We start from the raw sequence: 15,841 nt of genomic DNA, 5'->3' as shown, positions 1-15,841 counted from the left end.
AAACAGCCTCGGGGCGGTCAGTCGCCCGGCGCCCAGTCGGGGTTGCGGCCGAAGGCGGCCAGGAGGTGGTCCTGCTCGTCGGCGTCGTCGGGGACCCGCACCCCGGTCTGGACCAGGTTGTCGCGGCGGTAGTCGTCGATCTGGCCGGCGAACCACCGGGCGGCCACGTGCACCGCTGCCGGGTCGAGCCGAGGCTGCGCGCCGATCGCCACGGCCACGTCCCAGCCGTGGACGAGATGCTCGGCGAGGAGCTGCTGAAGGTATTCCACGGCCGGGGTCTCACCACCGGAGAGGTGCACGGCGCGGTCGAGCGTGCCCGGATGGGTGGCGGCGATCTCGGCCTGCGCGGCTGCCTCCCGCGCCACCGAGATCGGGTCGTCGCCGAGTTGGTCGCCGTCGAGTCGGTCGCCGACCTCGTCGATGGTCCGGCCGGCGAGCAGCGGGACGCTCCATCGGTCCTCACTCACCACGTGGTTGACAAGCGTGCGTACGTCCCAGTCGGAGCAGGGTGTCGGGTCGGACCACTGGCCGGGTCCGACCTGGTCCACCCGGTCGACGAATTCGGCCAGGCTCCGGCGGTACGCCTCCAGCAGATCCATGCTGCCGATTGTTCCGGTCGGCGGGGCGGGCCGAGCCGTTTTGCCGGGCCTGGTGGGGGCGATTGCGCCGGCTGTCCGGCTCAGTCCAGGTCGGTGAGGTCCAGGCCGAGCTCCCGGGCGGTGACCAGCCGGACCCACTCGCCGAACTGCCGACGGGAGATCACCCGGTCGTGCACGGCGAGTTGGACGGCGAGGCCGTCCATCACCGCGCTGATCCGCCAGGCGGCCCCGTCCGGGTCGGCGCACTGGAAGGTGCCGTCGGCCACCCCGGCGGAGATCACCGCGGCCAGGTCCTGGCGCCAGCGCAGGTCGAGCCGGCGGGACACCTTCTCCAACTCCGGGGTGCGCAGCGACTCGGACCAGCCGTCGATCCACATGGACCAGGAGGTTGCCCGGCCGGCCGGCGTGTAGAGCTTGAGGATCCGGCGGAGCTTGGTCAGCGGGGGAGCCGAGGAGCGGGTCACCGTGTCCAGTCGGGCCAGATCCTGTTCGACCGCGTACGCGAAGGCCTGCGCGAGCAAGCGTTCCTTGGTGGCGAAGTGGTAGAACACAAGTGCCTGACTCACGCCGGCGGCCTGTGCCACGTCGGCCGTCCGGGTGTTGGCCAGACCGCGCTCCACGATCACGTCACAGGCGGTGCGCAGCAGGGCATCCAGGCGGATCTCGGCCGCACGTCTCGTCACGACCGTTACCGTAGCCCATCCGACTGAACACGAACAGTTACCGCTACGGCCGGATCCGCGATGCGACAGTCGGAAGCCGGACACTTCCTCGGGGTGCCGTCAGTCGTTCCTGTGCGAGCGTTCACCGAGGTCCGCCGCGAGTGGATGATGCACGAAGTGCCTGGTGGGCGGCGTGCGGCGCAACGATGGCCATCATCGTCCGCTGGTGCCCGAGCGTGACGGTCGGTGGCGGTCCTCGGCACCAGGCCAGCCCCCTAGGAAGCCCGCAGGTGGTGGTCCCCGTCCCCGCCCGACAGGGTTGGGACGCGCCGAGGTGACCCCGAGTTGGCAGTCTCTCACCGGCTCGGCTAAAGTTCTCATCCGTCACCCGGGAACGTCCGGGGGCGTGCGGACGTAGCGCAGCTGGTAGCGCATCACCTTGCCAAGGTGAGGGTCGCGGGTTCGAATCCCGTCGTCCGCTCGGAGCTGCCGCCACGCATGACGGGGGCAACCTCGGTGGGGTGGCCGAGAGGCGAGGCAACGGCCTGCAAAGCCGTGTACGCGGGTTCAAATCCCGTCCCCACCTCGGCAACAAGCACGGGCGATTGGCGCAGTGGGAGCGCGCTTCCTTGACACGGAAGAGGTCACTGGTTCAAACCCAGTATCGCCCACCAGCAGATCAGCAGGCTCGGCACCGGATTCCGGTGCCGAGCCTGCTGCTGTTTACGCCTCCGGGACAGCGCCGGTGCGGCTTCGCATGGCACGCTTCCAGCGCGACGATCCATCGAATCGCAATGGCGGGGGCGGACCATGACCGGGGCGGCTGGACCATCCGACAGTGCCGAAGCGGGTCCGGCCCGCGCACCGAGAGTCTCGATCGTTGTGCCGGTGCACAACGAGGAGGAGACCATCGGGCCGTGCCTCGACGCGGTTCTCCGGCAGACGACGCCGGCAGACGAGATCATCGTGGTGGACAACGCCTCCACGGACGCGACCCGGGCCCGGCTGGCCGGGTACACCGATCGGGTCGTGGTACTCGCCGAACCGCGGCTGGGCGTACTGGCCGCCCGCAACCGCGGCCTGACGGCGGCCACCGGCGACGTCATCGGGCGGATCGACGCGGACACCAGGCTGCCGCCGTACTGGGTGGAGGCGGTCCGCCGGGTCTTCGCGGACGGCACCGTCGCGGCGGTGACCGGTCCGGTGACCTACTACGACATCCGCTTTCCGGCGGCCCTCAACGCGGTGGACCGGACGCTGCGCCGGGCGTGGACACTGCCGAGCCGGCAGCGGCTCGACTGGCTGTTCGGTGCGAACATGGCGGTCCGGGCTCGGGCCTGGCACGCCATCCGGCCCGACCTCTGCGACGATCGCCGCTACCACGAAGACCTCGACCTCGGCATCCACCTGCGGCGGGCCGGTCATCGGGTGGTCTTCGCCGCCGGGCTCCGGGCCGGCACCTCAGCGCGCCGTTTCCGGAACGACCCGGCTGACTTCTGGGCGTACCTGCGGATGATCGACGCCTCCTACGCCAGCCACTCGGGGCGGGGTGGTAGCGCCAGTTACTGGCGGGCCTGGCTGACCAGCCGGCTGATCATGCTCTGCTACCTGCCGTTCCGGGCGTTGCACCGAACCCACCCGGCCTACACCGCCGCCGCCCCGCCCCGGAAGAACCCGATGGCGGCGGAGCCGTCGCCCTAGCCCGAACTGGCCCGGCCGGGCGCGCTGAGTTCCTAGAAGGTGAGGATGCGGAACTCGCCCACGGGCCGGAAGCCGAGGCGACGGTAGACCGGCTCGCCGATCGGTGACGAGGTGAGGGCGGCGGCTCGGGCGCCGTGTTCGCTGGCCAGGTCGAGCGCTGCCCGGGTCAGGGCCGCGCCGATGCCCCGGCGGCGGTGCTCGGGCTGCGTACCCACGAAGTAGAGCGTGACCAGACCATGGCTGAGCCAGGCGACTGCCGTTCCGACCACCTGGCCGTCGTCCAGACGGCCGGCCAGCCGGAGCACCGTGCCGTCGCCGGTGAACGCCTTCTCCCGTTCGATCGTCGCGGCCACCCCACCCGCCGGAATCCCGGACACCCGGGCGTACGCCGGGACGAACGTGTCCAGGTCGATGGTCTCGGTGATGTGCAGGCCGGCGGGTGTCGCGACCTCGGCCGCCACGTCGATCGCCACCGTCATGATCGGCAGGCGGGCCATCTCGGCCGCGCCGAGGGCGAGCAGACCGTCGGCGGTTCCGGCGTCGCTGTCCGGGCCGACCCACCAGACCCGAGGTACGCCGTGCAGTCGCTGCCGGGCCTCGACGAGCGCGTCCCGTGGTGTACGTCCGGCCACGCGCAGCACGCCGTTGAGGGTCGCGTGCGGCACCTCGCTGCGGTACGTCGGGAGGTCCGGCCCACCGGCCACGCCGATGTTCCAGCCGAGCAGGTACGCGCGGTGCGCGGCCAGCACCGTGTCGAGAGACTCCATGATCCGGATGTTAGCGCGCCCCTCTTAACGCCTTCACCTGGGAAAATGGGTGAATTCAATGGCTGTGACCGGCGATACTTTGTCGATCGTTCCAGATAGCCGGTAGCGTTCGCGGCATGGCCCGTACCCGTGAGTTCGACGTCGACGCCGCGGTCACCGCGGCCATGGACGCCTTCCGGAGGAAGGGCTACGAGGGCACCTCCATGCGCGACCTCTCCGAGGCGACCGGTTTGGGCAGCGGCTCGATCTACGCCGCCTTCGGCAGCAAGGACGGCCTCTACCTGGCGGTGCTCGACCTGTACCGGCAGCGTTACGCCGCACCGATCGTCGATCTGCTGCGCTCCGGCAGCGACGCGCGGGAGGTCATCCGCGAGGTGTTCGTCGGCGCGGTGGACGACATCACCGGTGACGGCCGGCATCTCGCCTGCCTCATCGTCGGGGCGTCGATGGAACGGGCGCAGCAGGACCTGCGGGTCGCCGAGCGGCTCCGCTCCACCACCCAGTCCCTGGAGTTGGCGCTCCACGACCTGCTCGCCGAGGCGCAGGCGCGGGGCCAGATCAAGCCTGATCGAAGCGCCAGCGACCTGGCCGGCTTCCTGGTGACCAGCCTTCAGGGCCTGCGGGTGATGGGTGCCATCAACCCGGACCGGGCGTTGCTGACCCGGTACGCCGAGGTCGCGCTCACCTGCCTGGACTGACGGCCCTGCGCGCTGGCCGACCCGTCGGCCAAGCCATCGATCAGTGATCCGATTTCTCATCGTATGAGGAGATATAGCCATGTCCACGATCGGCGTCGGCATCATCGGCGCGAGCACCAGCGGATGGGCCTCCATCGCGCACGTGCCCGCCATCGCCGCGACACCCGAGTTCACGCTCCGCGCGGTGAGCACGTCCCGTCCCAGCAGCGCCGAGGCCGCAGCGGCCAAGTACGGCGTCCCCGCCTACCACGACCATCGCGACCTGATCCGCCATCCGGGCGTCGACCTCGTCGTCGTGGCGGTGAAGGTCCCCGAGCACTTCACGCTCATCTCCGCGACCCTGGACGCGGGCAAGATGGTCTACAGCGAGTGGCCGCTGGGCAATGGCCTGGCCGAGGCCCGGCAGCTCGCGGACCGGGCGGCGAAGGCGGACGTCCGCACGGTGGTCGGGCTCCAGGGGCGGTACGCCCCCGAGGTCCGGTACGCCCGGGAGCTGATCCGCGACGGGTACGTCGGCAAGGTGCTCGGCACGACGATGGTGGGCTCGGGGATGGTCTGGGGTGGTGAGGTCGTCGACCCCAGCCAGGCGTACTGGTTCGACAACGCCAACGGCGCATCCCCGCTCACCTCGGCCACCCTGCACGCCCTCGATCCGCTCCACTTCGTCCTCGGTGAGTTCGACTCGGTGGCCGCGAACCTCGTCGTCGGCCGCAAACAGGCGACGCTCGCGACGGACGGCAGCACCATCCCGGTCACCGTGCCGGACCAGGTCTCGGTGATCGGCACCCTCGACGGCGGCGCGGCGGCGTCCATCTTCTACCGGGGCGGGTTGTCCCGCGGGGACAACTTCCGGTGGGAGATCAACGGCAGCGAGGGCGACCTGGTACTGACGGCCGACTGGGGCAACATGCAGGTCGCCGAACTCACCCTCGCGGGCGGCCGGGGCACGGACAGCGCTGTCCGACCACTGGAGGTGCCGACGTCCTACCTGGACGGCGTGCCGGCCGAGCTGAGTCGTTCCGTGGCGGGAGGTGTGACGCGGCTCTACCGGCAGTTCGCCCGGGAGTTGGCGGACGGCACCCGGACCGTCCCCGACTTCGCGCACGCCCTCGGTCGGCACCGGCTCATCGACGCGATCGAGCGGGCCGCCGCCATCGGCGTGACCCAGCCCCTGACCCGACCCGAACTGATGAGGAGTCAGGCATGAGAGCGGTCGGACTGCTGCGCTACGGCGGGCCCGAGGTGCTGCGGGTGGTTGAGCTTCCGACGCCGCACGCCGGCCCTGGTGAGGTCCGCATCCGGGTACGGGCGGCGGCGGTCAATCCCGCCGACACCCTGATCCGGGCCGGTATGACGCCGGTGCGACTGCGCGGCGGCGACCCGCTGCTGCCCGGCCAGGACATCGCCGGCACCATCGACGAGGTGGGCTCCGGCACCAGTGGCGCACTCGCCCCGGGTGACCCGGTGATGGCCATGGTCAATCCGACCCGGGCGGCTGGCGGTGGGTATGCCGAGTGGGTCGTGCTCCCGGAGGCCTGGGTGGTGCCCGCCCCGGCGGGCGTGTCACCCGCCGAGGCGGCAACTCTGCCGTTGAACGGGTTGACCGCCCTGCACGCCCTGGACCAGCTGCGGCTGCCGCCCGGCAGCACCCTGGCGGTGACCGGCGCGCCCGGAGCCGTCGGCGGATACGCGGTACAGCTCGCCAAGGCCGCCGGTCACCGGGTGTTGGCCGACGCGGCGCCCGACGACGCCGAACTGGTCGCCGCGCTCGGCGCCGACGTGACGGTGACCCGAGGTCCGGGGGTTGCCGACCGCTTCCGGGAGTACGCCCCGGACGGGGTGGACGCCGCTGTCGACGCCGCGTTGCTCGGTGGCGCGCTGCTGCCGGCAGTGCGCGCGGGCGGTGCCGTGGCGCTGTTGCGGGGCGGGCCCGATCCAGCGCTGCGGGCGCAGGCCGACCAGCGGAGGATCGACCTGGTTTCCGCGTACGTGCACGAGTACGACGGGCGCCGCGACAAGCTCGACCTGCTTCGGCGGCTCGCCGAGGAGGGTGCGCTGACCCTGCGGGTCGCCGGGCGGTTTCCGCCGGAGGAGGCGGCCCGCGCGCATCAGCTCCTGGAGGCCGGAGGGGTACGCGGCCGGTTGGTCATCGAGTTCTGACTCCGCCGACGGCACTACCGGAGCAGGCTGGTCCAGTCACCGGCCGCTCCGCCGACCCGGCGTCTGCTGCGGGGTTCACGGGTGCGACGGGTCGGCTGCCTTCGGTGCGGCGGCCGACCCGGTGTGACGTCGATCTGTTGGCTCCGTCGGTGGTGGAGCGGGTCGGGTCACATCGGCGGGGCGATGTCCCGACGCTCCTCGACCCGCGCGTACTCCACCGGCTGCTCGGTGGTGGTGACCACCTGACGGCGGCGACCCAGGATCAGCGCGGTCATGATCAGGCCGAGGACGCCGGCGCCCATCAGGATCCAGCCGACCACGTCGAGGTTGATGCCGCCGACGCTCGCGTCGAGCGCGAAGGTGAGGATCGCGCCGAGCGCGATCAGAAAGATGCTGGTGCCGATACCCATGACAGCCTCCTTAGGGGGATGTGGTGTGCTGTCGAGCCCCTCAGTACCCCGGCGCGGACCAGCGCAACCGTCACCGTCCAGGGTGCCGTGCCAAGCGATCTTGGCATCGGGTAGAGTTCACCTGTCGCCGGCGGTTGTCGGGGACGTGCGGACGTAGCGCAGCTGGTAGCGCATCACCTTGCCAAGGTGAGGGTCGCGGGTTCGAATCCCGTCGTCCGCTCGTGATTCGCCCCGACGGGGGCTGACTGCCGGTTCCGGCGGTCACCACGGGCGATTGGCGCAGTGGGAGCGCGCTTCCTTGACACGGAAGAGGTCACTGGTTCAAACCCAGTATCGCCCACCATCCATACCGGCAGATCAGCTGGTCCGTTGACCCGGGCCGCGGGTCGCCGTTCCTGCCCGGCTTGACGGCGTCCGAGACGATTCAGCCGAGCGTCACGCCGGGCACCGCCTGGTTACTCGCCGGCGCGGAGGACCTCGCTCAGCCGGTCGCGTCGCCGCAGCGCCGACTCGACAGGTACGACCGTGGCGGCCGTCGCGATCAGCGCCACGCTCACCAGGCCCAGCAGCCACCAGGGCAGGACCGTCACCGGGTCGGCGGTTTGGCCGGTGAGCAGCCGCAGGTCGAGTGGGCCGAGCGTCAGACGTGCGAGCAGTGCCCCGAGGAGCGGGCCACACACCGCGGCGACCGCGACCGGCGGCAGCAGCTCTCCGGCGGCGACCCAGCGGGCGTCGCGTGGTCGCAGGCCGAGGGTCCGCAGCCGGGTCAGGGTCTGCCACCGCGCCGACGCACCGGCGGCCGCGGCGAGCGTGAGGCCGAGCAACCCCAGCGCCACCAGCACCGCGGCGGCCGTCCACGCCAGCCGTAGCAGCCCTGCGGTCAGCGGAGCCACCCGCTGCGCCCGCAGGACGTCCGCGCGCAGCACGACCTCGGAGGCGACGCCGGTGTTCGACACGGCCCGTGCCGCGCCGGGACCGGTCACCCAGACGGTGTTCGGAGCGGTTGGCAGCCCGGCGGCGGCGAGGGCAGTGGCGTCCACGATGACGACGTCGTTGGTGCCGCCGACGGAGGGAGCGGTACCGACCGCGGCAAGAGGGATCGCCGGGGCGTCGTCCCGGGGAAGCTTCAGCCGCATGCCGGTCCGCAGCCCGCCGTCGCTCGATCGGACCAGCGCGGGGACGTCCCCGGGGCCGGGTGCCGTGAGCCGGGCCAGCGCCGGCGCGTCGGGCAGCGGGGTGGTGGCCAGCAGGCGCTGGAACGCGTCGGCGTCCACGACGACCAGGAGTGGGGTGAGCAGTGTCGATTCGGTGAAGACGGGCGCCGAGGCGGTCACCTGCGCGACGACGACCTGCTCCACCCCGGGTGCGGCGGCGATGCGTTCGGCGAGTGCGGGTGTGGCGGTCGCGGCGTCGGTGTCGACGTTGAGCCGGGCGTCGGCGCCGACGGTGCTCCACGCGCCGTCGCTGAGACCCCGGGTGACGGTGGGGCCGAGGATGAGCGCGAACGACGCGAGCGCCGTGGTGCTGACCACAACCAGCACTGGCAGCGCGCGCCCGGCCGTCGTGGCCGCCTGGGCGGCACCGAACACGGCCAGCGGGCGGCGCGAGCGCAGGGCCTGTCGGAGCGCGAACCGCGCCCCGAGGGGCAGCAGCCGGAGCAGGACGAGCGCGCCGACGAGCGCGCCCAGGGTCAGGGCGCTGATCGGCAGGACCAGGTCTCCGGTCAGCCCACCGGCGTCGCCGTCGGGGCCGACGGGCAGCAGCCCGCGCTGGTGCAGGGCCACGAAGGCGGCGACCGCGGCGATCAGGACAGCGGCCTCCACGGCGGCGCGGCGCAGCTGACCGGTGGCCTGGATCCAGCGCCGGGCGGCCCGGTTGGCGGGTTGGCGCCGGTCGCGGCTGGCGCGGGCGGCGGCGAGGGTGCCGAACGCCGGCCCGGCGACGGCGCCGGCCAGGACCAGGGGAACGGCCCAGGTCCAGGAGACGCCCGGAGCGGCCGCGCGGGCGAGCGCGAGCCCGACGGCGGCGGCCGCCAGGGACAGCACTGTGGACTCGATGACCAGTTCCGTAGCGAGGTCGGGTAGCGCCGCGCCACGCTGACGGGCGGCGCTCAGCGCCGGGGTGCGGCGGCGGACCAGCAGGTCGGCGGCGAGCAGCAGGACCAGTACCGTGGCGGTCAGCACCCCGGCGAGCAGGACGGCGGCCTGTGCGGCGGCGACGCTGTTGCGGGCACTGGCGTCGCGCAGGGTGGTGTCGAGCCGCGATTCCCACTTCAGGGACCTGTCGCGGTCGCTCGACGAGCCGGAGGTCGCCTTCAGCTTGACCACCTGCCTGGCGAGGGCCGCGGTGGCGTCCCAGGTGAGGTCGGCGGGGTCGGGGGCGAAGTGGACGGTGCGCCGCAGTTGGTCCTCTTGCACGGCGAGTCGGGCGTCCGGTAACGACGCTCGGGACAGCAGGCCACCGAACCGGGTGGTCCCCACGCCGTCGGCGCCGGGCACGGGACGCAGGAGCGCCGGGGCGAGTCGCCAGGTGGGGTCGGCGCTGTCCGCGGGTCGGTAGATCCCGCTGATCCGGACGTCTGTGTCATGTTCCCGGCCGTCCGAGGTCGAGATTCGGTCGCCGGGGCGGAGGTCGAGTGCGGCGGCGGCCTCCTCGGAGAGGCCGACCTGCACCGGCCAGGGTGGGGCGTCGTAGGGGATCTCGACGTACTGGTCGGAGACGGCGCCGCCGGGCGCGGTGCCGGCGATCCAGGTCACGTCCGGGGGGCCCGACTCACCGTCCAGGTAGGTGAACTGGAAGGTACGCGGCGCGCTGCCGTCGGTGATGTTGAGGACCGGGCCGTTGACGACGACGACGGGCGGGAGCAGCGCGGCGTCCAGTTCGGGTCCGAGCGCGTACGTCGCCCGCGTGCGGAAGCCGTCGATGTCCTCGGCGAGGCGGGGCACCCGGACCCGTCCGCCGGCCGACCCGTCGTCGCGTTCCCAGTGGGCGAGTACGAGGACGTTCGAGTCCTGGCCGGAGCGGCGTACCGCGTCCTGGATGGCGTCGTCGGCGGCGGCGCGGAGCAGCGTCGGCACGGCCCCGGCGAGCAGCGTGACGGCCGCGATGACGGCGGCGGTGAGCAGCAGCGGTCCGGCGTCGGTACGGCCACGGCCGCGGATGCTGGGCCAGTGCGGCGCCGGCCACCGGCGGGTCAGCCACCGCTTCACGGGGCCACCCGCAGGTGCGCGGCGTCGGCCCGGCGGACCTGGACGGTGACCACGACGGCGACCGCCAGCAGGCATCCGGCCAGCAGGACGGCGAGCAGTGCGGCCTCGGCTGGCCACGGCCAGTGTGGTTGGGCGGCCGGGACGGGCGCGGCACCGGTGTCGGAGCGCACGAGCAGGGGAGCGACGACGCGGGTGGCGAGCGCGCCGATGCCCGCACCCGCCACGAGCAGGGGCAGCAGGACGCCGGCGTGCTGGCCGAGCAGGACGGCCCGGATGCCGCGCCGGGACATCCCCAGGCCGCGCAGCCGCGCCACCTCGACGGCGCGGAGCTGTAGGTCACAGGTCACGTGCAGGACGACGCCGGCGAGCAGCAGCAGGGCCGCGGCCGGGACGGTGAGTTGGAGCGCGGCCGGCAGTCCGACGCGCAGCGGGCCGCCGGTGAGGCGGGCGGTCTCCGCCTCGCGGGTCGCGACGGTGCCCAGGTGCAGGGCGTCGGCCCGCTCGGCGGCGGCGGGACCGGCTGGGTGGCCGACCCACCAGGCGTCGACCGGGAACGTCAGGTCGCCTCGGACGGCGCGTGCGCGCGACAGCGTGTCCAGGTCGGCCAGGACGGCGACTGCGCCGGGGGCCGACGGTACGGTCGGCACGACCCCCGTGATGACGATCGGGACGGGCGTGCTGCCGACCGTGATGCTGAGCTGACTGCCGTTGTCGGCGTCGACCTCGCTGGCGAAGGCGGCGGAGACGGCGACGGGCACCGGGCCGGGGTCGGGGAAGGCGGTGGCGACGAGGGTCCGGGCGGCGTCCTCGGCGCCGCCGTCGAGCTTGACGGTCGCGGCCATCCGCAGCGCGGTTCCCGTCGGCGTGGCGGACAGCGTGACGGTCGGGTCGGTCAGCTTGCCGGGGATCGGCGGCGCGGACGTGGCGGTCCAGTCCGATCCGTCGGTGGGCCTCTCCGCCGATCCGGCGGGCGGGATGGTGAGTGTGACGGCTATGGCGACGGGTCCCCCGACCATGTCGGTGGTGATCGGCAGGGCGACCGCGACGAGGCGTAGCCCGTCAGTCGTCGCGCAGTTGGGCAGCCGAAGCTCCTGGCCGTCGAGGGGGAGGGCGGGACCCCCGCAGGACGTGCGGAGGCCGGTGGCGTCCTGCAGCAGCAGCCGGGGCGTCACGGTGAGCGGAGTGTCGCCGGCGGCGGTCCCGCTCAGGACGAGCGGGGCGCCGGTCGGGACGGGGAGGCCGGCGACCCGGGTGCGTGGTGCCAGCGTGGTGCCCACGTCCGCCCATTCGCGGTCGCTGTCCAGCCGCCCGCGCAGCAGCGCGTCGGCGCGGGTGGTGTCGACGGCGACCAGGTGTGGCGGGATGCCGGCGCTGCCGAGCCACTGACCGACGGTGACACCACGGTTGAGGGCCGGACTCACCACCCCCGTGGTGGCCGCGCTGACGGCCGCGCCGTCGCCGGCCACCGGCGCCGTGCTGAGGGTGAGTGCCAGGTCGGTGCCGACGGAGAGCGCCGCCTGGTCGCGCTGCGACTGGTGCCACGTCTCGTCGAAGGCGAGGCCGAAGGTGCCGGCCGCGCAGGCCAGCCCGACGAGCAGCCCGGCGGCGACCGCCTGTGGCCGGCGGGCGGCCTCCGCGACCGCCAGCGGAAGGGCCAACCCGCGGGCGCGGTACGCCAGCCGGTCGGCGGCGCGAAGCGCGGGCAGTACCACCCGGAGGGCCAGGGCGGCGCCTGCGGTGAGCAGCAGCGCGGGTGCGAGCACCCGGACCGCGTCGACGCGTGGGCTGGCGGCGGTGGGCTGCGCGTACAGCTGCCACCACCCGACGGCGGCGAACACCGCGAGCATCACGTCGGCGCCGGATCGGGCCAGCAGTTCGCCGCGGGTGCGCTGCTCGCCGGCTGCCGGGACGGGCCGGATCGCCAGGATGGTGAGGACGGCGGCGAGCACCAGCGCGCCGCCGGTGACCGCGAGGACCTGGGCGCCGGCGATGGCCGGCCGGACGGTCAGGCCCGCGCCGTCCAGCGGCGGCAGGTGGGTCAGGCCGGCGTGCAGGGCCGACGAGGCCGGTATCGCGAGCGCGGCGGCGACGGCGGCGACGAGTCCGGCCTCGAGTGTCGCGGTGGCGGCGAGTTGGCGACGACTGGTACCCAGGGCGGACCGTAGGGCGGTCTCCTCGGCGCGGATGCCCGTGGTCAGCCGGCCGGCGAGGACGAGTGCAACCGCGGCCAGGACGCCGCCGAGGACGGCGATGGCGAGCACGACGGCGGCGGTGACGTGCCGTTGGTCGTCGGCGGCCCGCAGGGTCAGCGGCAGTTCGGAGGAGACACGGGCGAGCTGGACGCGGTCGCCGAGGGTGCCCGCCAGCCGGCTGTCGGCAGCACGGACGGCCCCGGCCACGGTCTCCAGGTCGTGGCGGTTGGGGTGGGACAGGTCCGGATGGGCGGTGAGCTCCATCCGGTCGATGGTGGCACCGGTGGTGAGCAGGTCGTCGAGGTCGACGAGGAACGGGCCGTAGGCGTTGACCGGCTGCAGGAAGCGGCCGTCCCGGTAGCCGGTGCGGGTGCCTTCGGCGGACAGCGGATCGCGGTCCCAGCCGCGCTCCGGCAGCGGGCGTACCACACCGACGACGAGCACGTCGATGGCCGGGACGGGCGCGTGGGCCAGTTCGGCGCCGAGGCGCACCCGGCGACCGGGGGCGAGGCCGAGCAGCCGGGCGGTGGACTCCAGCAGCACCGTGTCGCCAGGGTCCTGCGGCCAGCGGCCGGTGACCAGCTCGGCTCGGGCCGGCAGGTCGTCGAGCCCTGACAGGTATGCCTGGGCTCCGACGGTGGTGCCCTCGGCGAGCGTGGGCGGCAGCGCCCGCAGCACTGTCGACGCCCGCGCGGTCGTCGTCACCGGGTACGGCGCGAGCGTGGAGGCCACCACGGCACGGGTGTCGGCGGCGACCGACGACGTGTCCGGGCCCTCGACGGTGCCGGTGTAGACGGTCACGTCGACGGCGGCGGGGGCGGCGCGGGCCATGGCGACCTCCAGCGCCCGGTCGGCGGTGCGGGTGACCAGCAGGGTGCAGGTGCCCAGCAGGGTCGCGCCGATCGTGACGACCCCGAGGAGGGCTGCCAGCAACGGCCACTGCGCGCGGGCGCGCCGGCTGACCAGCCTCATCATCGCGTCACCCGGCGTCCTGTTCGTCGAGGTGCCCGTCGTGGATGTGGATCACCCGGTCGGCCAGGGCCATCATCACCGCGTCGTGCGTCGACACCACCACGGTGACGCCCTCGGATTCCACGATCCCGCGCAGCAGGGCCATCACCGACAGGCCGGTCTCGGCGTCCAGTTGCCCGGTGGGTTCGTCGGCGAGCACCAGCTGGGGCGAGGCGGCCAGCGCGCGGGCGATCGCCACCCGCTGCTGCTGACCGCCGGACAGCTCGGCCGGCCGCTGCCGGGCGTGGTCGGCCAGGCCGATCAGCTCCAGCAGCAACTCGACCCGTCGCTCACGCTCGGTGGGGTCGACGCGGGCCATCCGCAGTGGGGCCGCGACGTTCTCCGCGGCCGACAGCACCGGGATCAACCCGAAGTTCTGGAAGACGTACGACACCTTCTCGCGCCGCAGCCGGGACAGCCCGTCCTCGTCGAGCGCGGTGACGTCGGTGCTGCCGACGTGCACGGTGCCGGCGTCCGGGCGGTCCAGGCCGCCGATGACGTTGAGCAGGGTGGTCTTGCCCGAGCCGGACCGGCCGACGAGCGCCACCATCGAACCGGCGGCCACGTCGAACGACACGTCGCGCAGGGCGTGTACGACGCTCGGCCCGGTGCGGAAGCGCCGGTGTACGCCGCGCACGCGAAGCAGCGGCTCGCCGCTCATTCGCCGCTTCCCGAGTCGGGGCGGATCGTGATGTGGTCGGGTTCCAGTGCCAGCCGGACCCGTCGGGTCAGCTCCAGCGCCTGGCGGAACTCGCGGGGCACCTGGACCCGCCCGGCCCGGTCCATCACGGCGTACTCCTCGGCGATCATCTGCGTGTCACCCTCCGCGTCGGTGGTGGTGCGGCGCAGCACCTCGCTGCTGGTGCGCCCGTCCCGGATCGCGACGGTCCGTTCGACCTGGCCGCTGACCTCCGGATCGTGGGTCACCACGACGACGGTGACGCCGTACCGCCGGTTGACGTCCCGCAGCACGCCGAAGACCTCCGCGGACGTGGCGGCGTCCAGTTCGCCGGTCGGCTCGTCGGCGAGCAGGACCCGCGGCTGGTTGGCCAGCGCCACCGCGATCGCGACCCGCATCTGCTGCCCACCGGAGAGTTGCCCGGGTCGCCGATCGGCGCAGTCGGCGACACCGAGGCTGTCCAGCAGCTCGGCCGCGCGCTCCCGGCGCTCCTCCTTCGGGGTACGGGCCGCCGTCATCGGCAGGTCCACCATCTCCCGTGCGGTCAGGTACGGGATCAGGTTGCTCGCCGTCTGCTGCCGGACGAACCCGACGGTGCGCCGTCGGTAGTCCACCCGGTCCGCGCGGGACATCGCCAGCAGGTTCCACCTGTCGACCCGGACCCGCCCGGCGGTGGGGGCGTCGATGCCGGCCAGGATGGAGAGCAGCGTCGACTTGCCCGACCCGGAGGCGCCGACGACGGCGATCAGCTCACCGCTCTCCACGGCCAGGTCCAGTCCCTGGAGCGCCTGCACCTCGATCGAACCGGTCTGGTAGATCCGCACCAGGTTCTCGCAGACGATGAGCGCGTCCTGGCCGAACTCGGGTGCCCGCGCGGATGGCTGCGGCAGGGACAGCGGTGTGCTGGACATTGCCTTCTCCGTCCGGGTCGTGCCGACGTCGAGCCAGCCTCGGATGGCCTCGAGAGGCTGCGGCACGCCAGTATCGCCCACCGCAGAAAACTTCTCGTCATCGCAACCCCGGTGGCGAGCCGTTCCCGTACACAAACCGATAGCGGTCCTCACCGGAGCTTGCGAGACTCCGACCTGTGCGAGAACCGGACCGCTTCCGAGATGCCGTGCAGGTCTGGGCGGCCGGCGGCGCGGGCGCCACGGCAGCCGCCACGGTGGCCCGTGCCCAGGCCCGCGACCTGAGCACGGTCGTGCTCGTCGAGGGCTTCAGCGACCAGTGCGCGGTGGAGGCACTGGCCGAGCGGCGGGGCCGCGACCTGGCCGGCGAGGGCGTGTGCGTCCTGCCGATCGGTGGCGCGATGAGTGTTGCCCGCTACCTGCGGCTCTTCGGCGAGCAGGGGCTGGCACTGACCGTACGAGGGCTCTGCGACGAGGCCGAGGAGGGCTTCTTCCGGCGAGGGCTGGAACAGGCCGGCTTCGGTGGCGACCTGACCCGCTCGGACCTGGAGGCGCTCGGCTTCCAGGTCTGCGTGACCGACCTGGAGGACGAGCTGATCCGCGCGCTCGGCAGCGACGGTGTCGAGTGGGTCATCGACGCCGAGCGGGATCTGGCGAAGTTCCGGGTCTTCCAGAACCAGCCCGCGCAGCGCGGACGGACGGTCGAGCGGCAACTGCGCCGCTTCATGGGCACGATGAGCGGCCGCAAGGCGCGCTACGCCCGCGCGCTCGTCCACGCCCTCGACCCGGGCGCCGTCCCTCGACCACTGGATCGGCTGCTCACCTGACGCCCGACGGCTGCTGGT

At 73.3% G+C, this 15,841-nt stretch carries 13 protein-coding genes and 5 tRNA genes; 10 read left to right on the top strand and 8 right to left on the bottom strand.

The genetic code is table 11. The annotated features are described in order from the left end of the window. Positions 1 to 17: 17 nt before the first annotated feature. Complete coding sequence (locus AB0C25_RS32340; RefSeq protein ID WP_357378314.1) at positions 18 to 599, bottom strand: TIGR03086 family metal-binding protein; 582 nt, start codon at positions 597 to 599, stop codon at positions 18 to 20. Positions 600 to 679: 80 nt separating this feature from the next. Continuing rightward, positions 680 to 1,282 carry a TetR/AcrR family transcriptional regulator gene (locus AB0C25_RS32335; RefSeq protein ID WP_357378312.1) on the bottom strand — a complete coding sequence of 201 codons (603 nt, stop codon included), beginning with the start codon at positions 1,280 to 1,282 and terminating at the stop codon, positions 680 to 682. A 387-nt stretch (positions 1,283 to 1,669) separates the two neighbouring features. On the opposite strand from AB0C25_RS32335, the gene AB0C25_RS32330 reads away from it, so the two are divergent. The 4 genes from AB0C25_RS32330 (at position 1,670) to AB0C25_RS32315 (ending at position 2,962) form a co-directional block, all read left to right on the top strand. Continuing rightward, positions 1,670 to 1,742, top strand: a tRNA-Gly gene (locus AB0C25_RS32330). A 34-nt stretch (positions 1,743 to 1,776) separates the two neighbouring features. Then, positions 1,777 to 1,847 (top strand) — tRNA-Cys (locus AB0C25_RS32325). A gap of 13 nt (positions 1,848 to 1,860) precedes the next feature. Beyond that, positions 1,861 to 1,935: transfer RNA gene (locus AB0C25_RS32320), tRNA-Val, on the top strand. Positions 1,936 to 2,071: 136 nt separating this feature from the next. Further along, positions 2,072 to 2,962, top strand: a complete 891-nt coding sequence (locus AB0C25_RS32315) for a glycosyltransferase family 2 protein (RefSeq protein ID WP_357378310.1) — start codon at positions 2,072 to 2,074, stop codon at positions 2,960 to 2,962. Positions 2,963 to 2,994: 32 nt separating this feature from the next. On the opposite strand, the gene AB0C25_RS32310 is transcribed toward AB0C25_RS32315, so the two are convergent. Beyond that, positions 2,995 to 3,729 carry a GNAT family N-acetyltransferase gene (locus tag AB0C25_RS32310; RefSeq protein WP_357378308.1) on the bottom strand — a complete coding sequence of 245 codons (735 nt, stop codon included), beginning with the start codon at positions 3,727 to 3,729 and terminating at the stop codon, positions 2,995 to 2,997. 116 nt (positions 3,730 to 3,845) lie between these two features. On the opposite strand from AB0C25_RS32310, the gene AB0C25_RS32305 reads away from it, so the two are divergent. The 3 genes from AB0C25_RS32305 to AB0C25_RS32295 all read left to right on the top strand — a co-directional run bounded on the left by AB0C25_RS32305 (position 3,846) and on the right by AB0C25_RS32295 (position 6,587). Then, the gene (locus tag AB0C25_RS32305; RefSeq protein WP_357378306.1) at positions 3,846 to 4,427 is read left to right on the top strand and encodes a TetR/AcrR family transcriptional regulator; all 582 of its coding nucleotides are present in this window, start codon (positions 3,846 to 3,848) and stop codon (positions 4,425 to 4,427) included. Positions 4,428 to 4,506: 79 nt separating this feature from the next. Continuing rightward, the gene (locus AB0C25_RS32300; protein WP_357378304.1) at positions 4,507 to 5,634 is read left to right on the top strand and encodes a Gfo/Idh/MocA family oxidoreductase; all 1,128 of its coding nucleotides are present in this window, start codon (positions 4,507 to 4,509) and stop codon (positions 5,632 to 5,634) included. After that, a complete protein-coding gene (locus AB0C25_RS32295) occupies positions 5,631 to 6,587 on the top strand; it encodes an NADP-dependent oxidoreductase (protein WP_357378302.1) in 957 nt (318 codons plus the stop codon). The genes AB0C25_RS32300 and AB0C25_RS32295 overlap by 4 nt, the downstream gene beginning before the upstream one ends. A 167-nt stretch (positions 6,588 to 6,754) precedes the next feature. Here the strand turns inward: AB0C25_RS32295 and AB0C25_RS32290 are convergent, their stop codons facing one another. Continuing rightward, complete coding sequence (locus AB0C25_RS32290) at positions 6,755 to 6,997, bottom strand: DUF6458 family protein (RefSeq protein ID WP_357247876.1); 243 nt, start codon at positions 6,995 to 6,997, stop codon at positions 6,755 to 6,757. Between the two features lie 147 nt (positions 6,998 to 7,144). Here AB0C25_RS32290 and AB0C25_RS32285 point away from each other — a divergent pair. Together AB0C25_RS32285 and AB0C25_RS32280 are read left to right on the top strand one after the other, a co-directional pair. Continuing rightward, positions 7,145 to 7,217 (top strand) — tRNA-Gly (locus tag AB0C25_RS32285). A gap of 48 nt (positions 7,218 to 7,265) precedes the next feature. Next, positions 7,266 to 7,340, top strand: a tRNA-Val gene (locus AB0C25_RS32280). Between the two features lie 112 nt (positions 7,341 to 7,452). On the opposite strand, the gene AB0C25_RS32275 is transcribed toward AB0C25_RS32280, so the two are convergent. The 4 genes from AB0C25_RS32275 to AB0C25_RS32260 are packed head-to-tail and all read right to left on the bottom strand — an operon-like array spanning position 7,453 to position 14,999. Then, the gene (locus AB0C25_RS32275) at positions 7,453 to 10,206 is read right to left on the bottom strand and encodes an ABC transporter permease (RefSeq protein ID WP_357378300.1); all 2,754 of its coding nucleotides are present in this window, start codon (positions 10,204 to 10,206) and stop codon (positions 7,453 to 7,455) included. Then, the gene (locus tag AB0C25_RS32270; protein WP_357378298.1) at positions 10,203 to 13,373 is read right to left on the bottom strand and encodes an FtsX-like permease family protein; all 3,171 of its coding nucleotides are present in this window, start codon (positions 13,371 to 13,373) and stop codon (positions 10,203 to 10,205) included. The genes AB0C25_RS32275 and AB0C25_RS32270 overlap by 4 nt, the downstream gene beginning before the upstream one ends. A 4-nt stretch (positions 13,374 to 13,377) precedes the next feature. Then, positions 13,378 to 14,070, bottom strand: coding sequence for an ABC transporter ATP-binding protein (locus AB0C25_RS32265; protein WP_357378296.1), 693 nt, complete (start codon positions 14,068 to 14,070; stop codon positions 13,378 to 13,380). Next, positions 14,067 to 14,999, bottom strand: coding sequence for an ABC transporter ATP-binding protein (locus AB0C25_RS32260; RefSeq protein WP_357378294.1), 933 nt, complete (start codon positions 14,997 to 14,999; stop codon positions 14,067 to 14,069). The genes AB0C25_RS32265 and AB0C25_RS32260 overlap by 4 nt, the downstream gene beginning before the upstream one ends. A 176-nt stretch (positions 15,000 to 15,175) precedes the next feature. Between AB0C25_RS32260 and AB0C25_RS32255 the strand changes: the two genes are divergently transcribed. Beyond that, positions 15,176 to 15,823 carry a TOPRIM nucleotidyl transferase/hydrolase domain-containing protein gene (locus tag AB0C25_RS32255; RefSeq protein ID WP_357378292.1) on the top strand — a complete coding sequence of 216 codons (648 nt, stop codon included), beginning with the start codon at positions 15,176 to 15,178 and terminating at the stop codon, positions 15,821 to 15,823. Positions 15,824 to 15,841: the final 18 nt, after the last annotated feature.

The organism is Micromonospora sp. NPDC048839, from assembly GCF_040649915.1.
Classification (GTDB): domain Bacteria; phylum Actinomycetota; class Actinomycetes; order Mycobacteriales; family Micromonosporaceae; genus Micromonospora.
The sequence above is the reverse complement of the archived record's forward strand: the minus strand, read 5'-3'. Positions and strand labels throughout refer to the sequence as shown.

Coding starts and splice junctions, on each gene's coding strand:
- AB0C25_RS32340 (WP_357378314.1), bottom strand. CDS start 599: ATGGATCTGCTGGAGGCGTACCGCCGGAGCCTGGCCGAATTCGTCGAC.
- AB0C25_RS32315 (WP_357378310.1), top strand. CDS start 2,072: ATGACCGGGGCGGCTGGACCATCCGACAGTGCCGAAGCGGGTCCGGCC.
- AB0C25_RS32310 (WP_357378308.1), bottom strand. CDS start 3,729: ATGGAGTCTCTCGACACGGTGCTGGCCGCGCACCGCGCGTACCTGCTC.
- AB0C25_RS32305 (WP_357378306.1), top strand. CDS start 3,846: ATGGCCCGTACCCGTGAGTTCGACGTCGACGCCGCGGTCACCGCGGCC.
- AB0C25_RS32300 (WP_357378304.1), top strand. CDS start 4,507: ATGTCCACGATCGGCGTCGGCATCATCGGCGCGAGCACCAGCGGATGG.
- AB0C25_RS32295 (WP_357378302.1), top strand. CDS start 5,631: ATGAGAGCGGTCGGACTGCTGCGCTACGGCGGGCCCGAGGTGCTGCGG.
- AB0C25_RS32290 (WP_357247876.1), bottom strand. CDS start 6,997: ATGGGTATCGGCACCAGCATCTTTCTGATCGCGCTCGGCGCGATCCTC.
- AB0C25_RS32270 (WP_357378298.1), bottom strand. CDS start 13,373: ATGATGAGGCTGGTCAGCCGGCGCGCCCGCGCGCAGTGGCCGTTGCTG.
- AB0C25_RS32265 (WP_357378296.1), bottom strand. CDS start 14,070: ATGAGCGGCGAGCCGCTGCTTCGCGTGCGCGGCGTACACCGGCGCTTC.
- AB0C25_RS32260 (WP_357378294.1), bottom strand. CDS start 14,999: ATGTCCAGCACACCGCTGTCCCTGCCGCAGCCATCCGCGCGGGCACCC.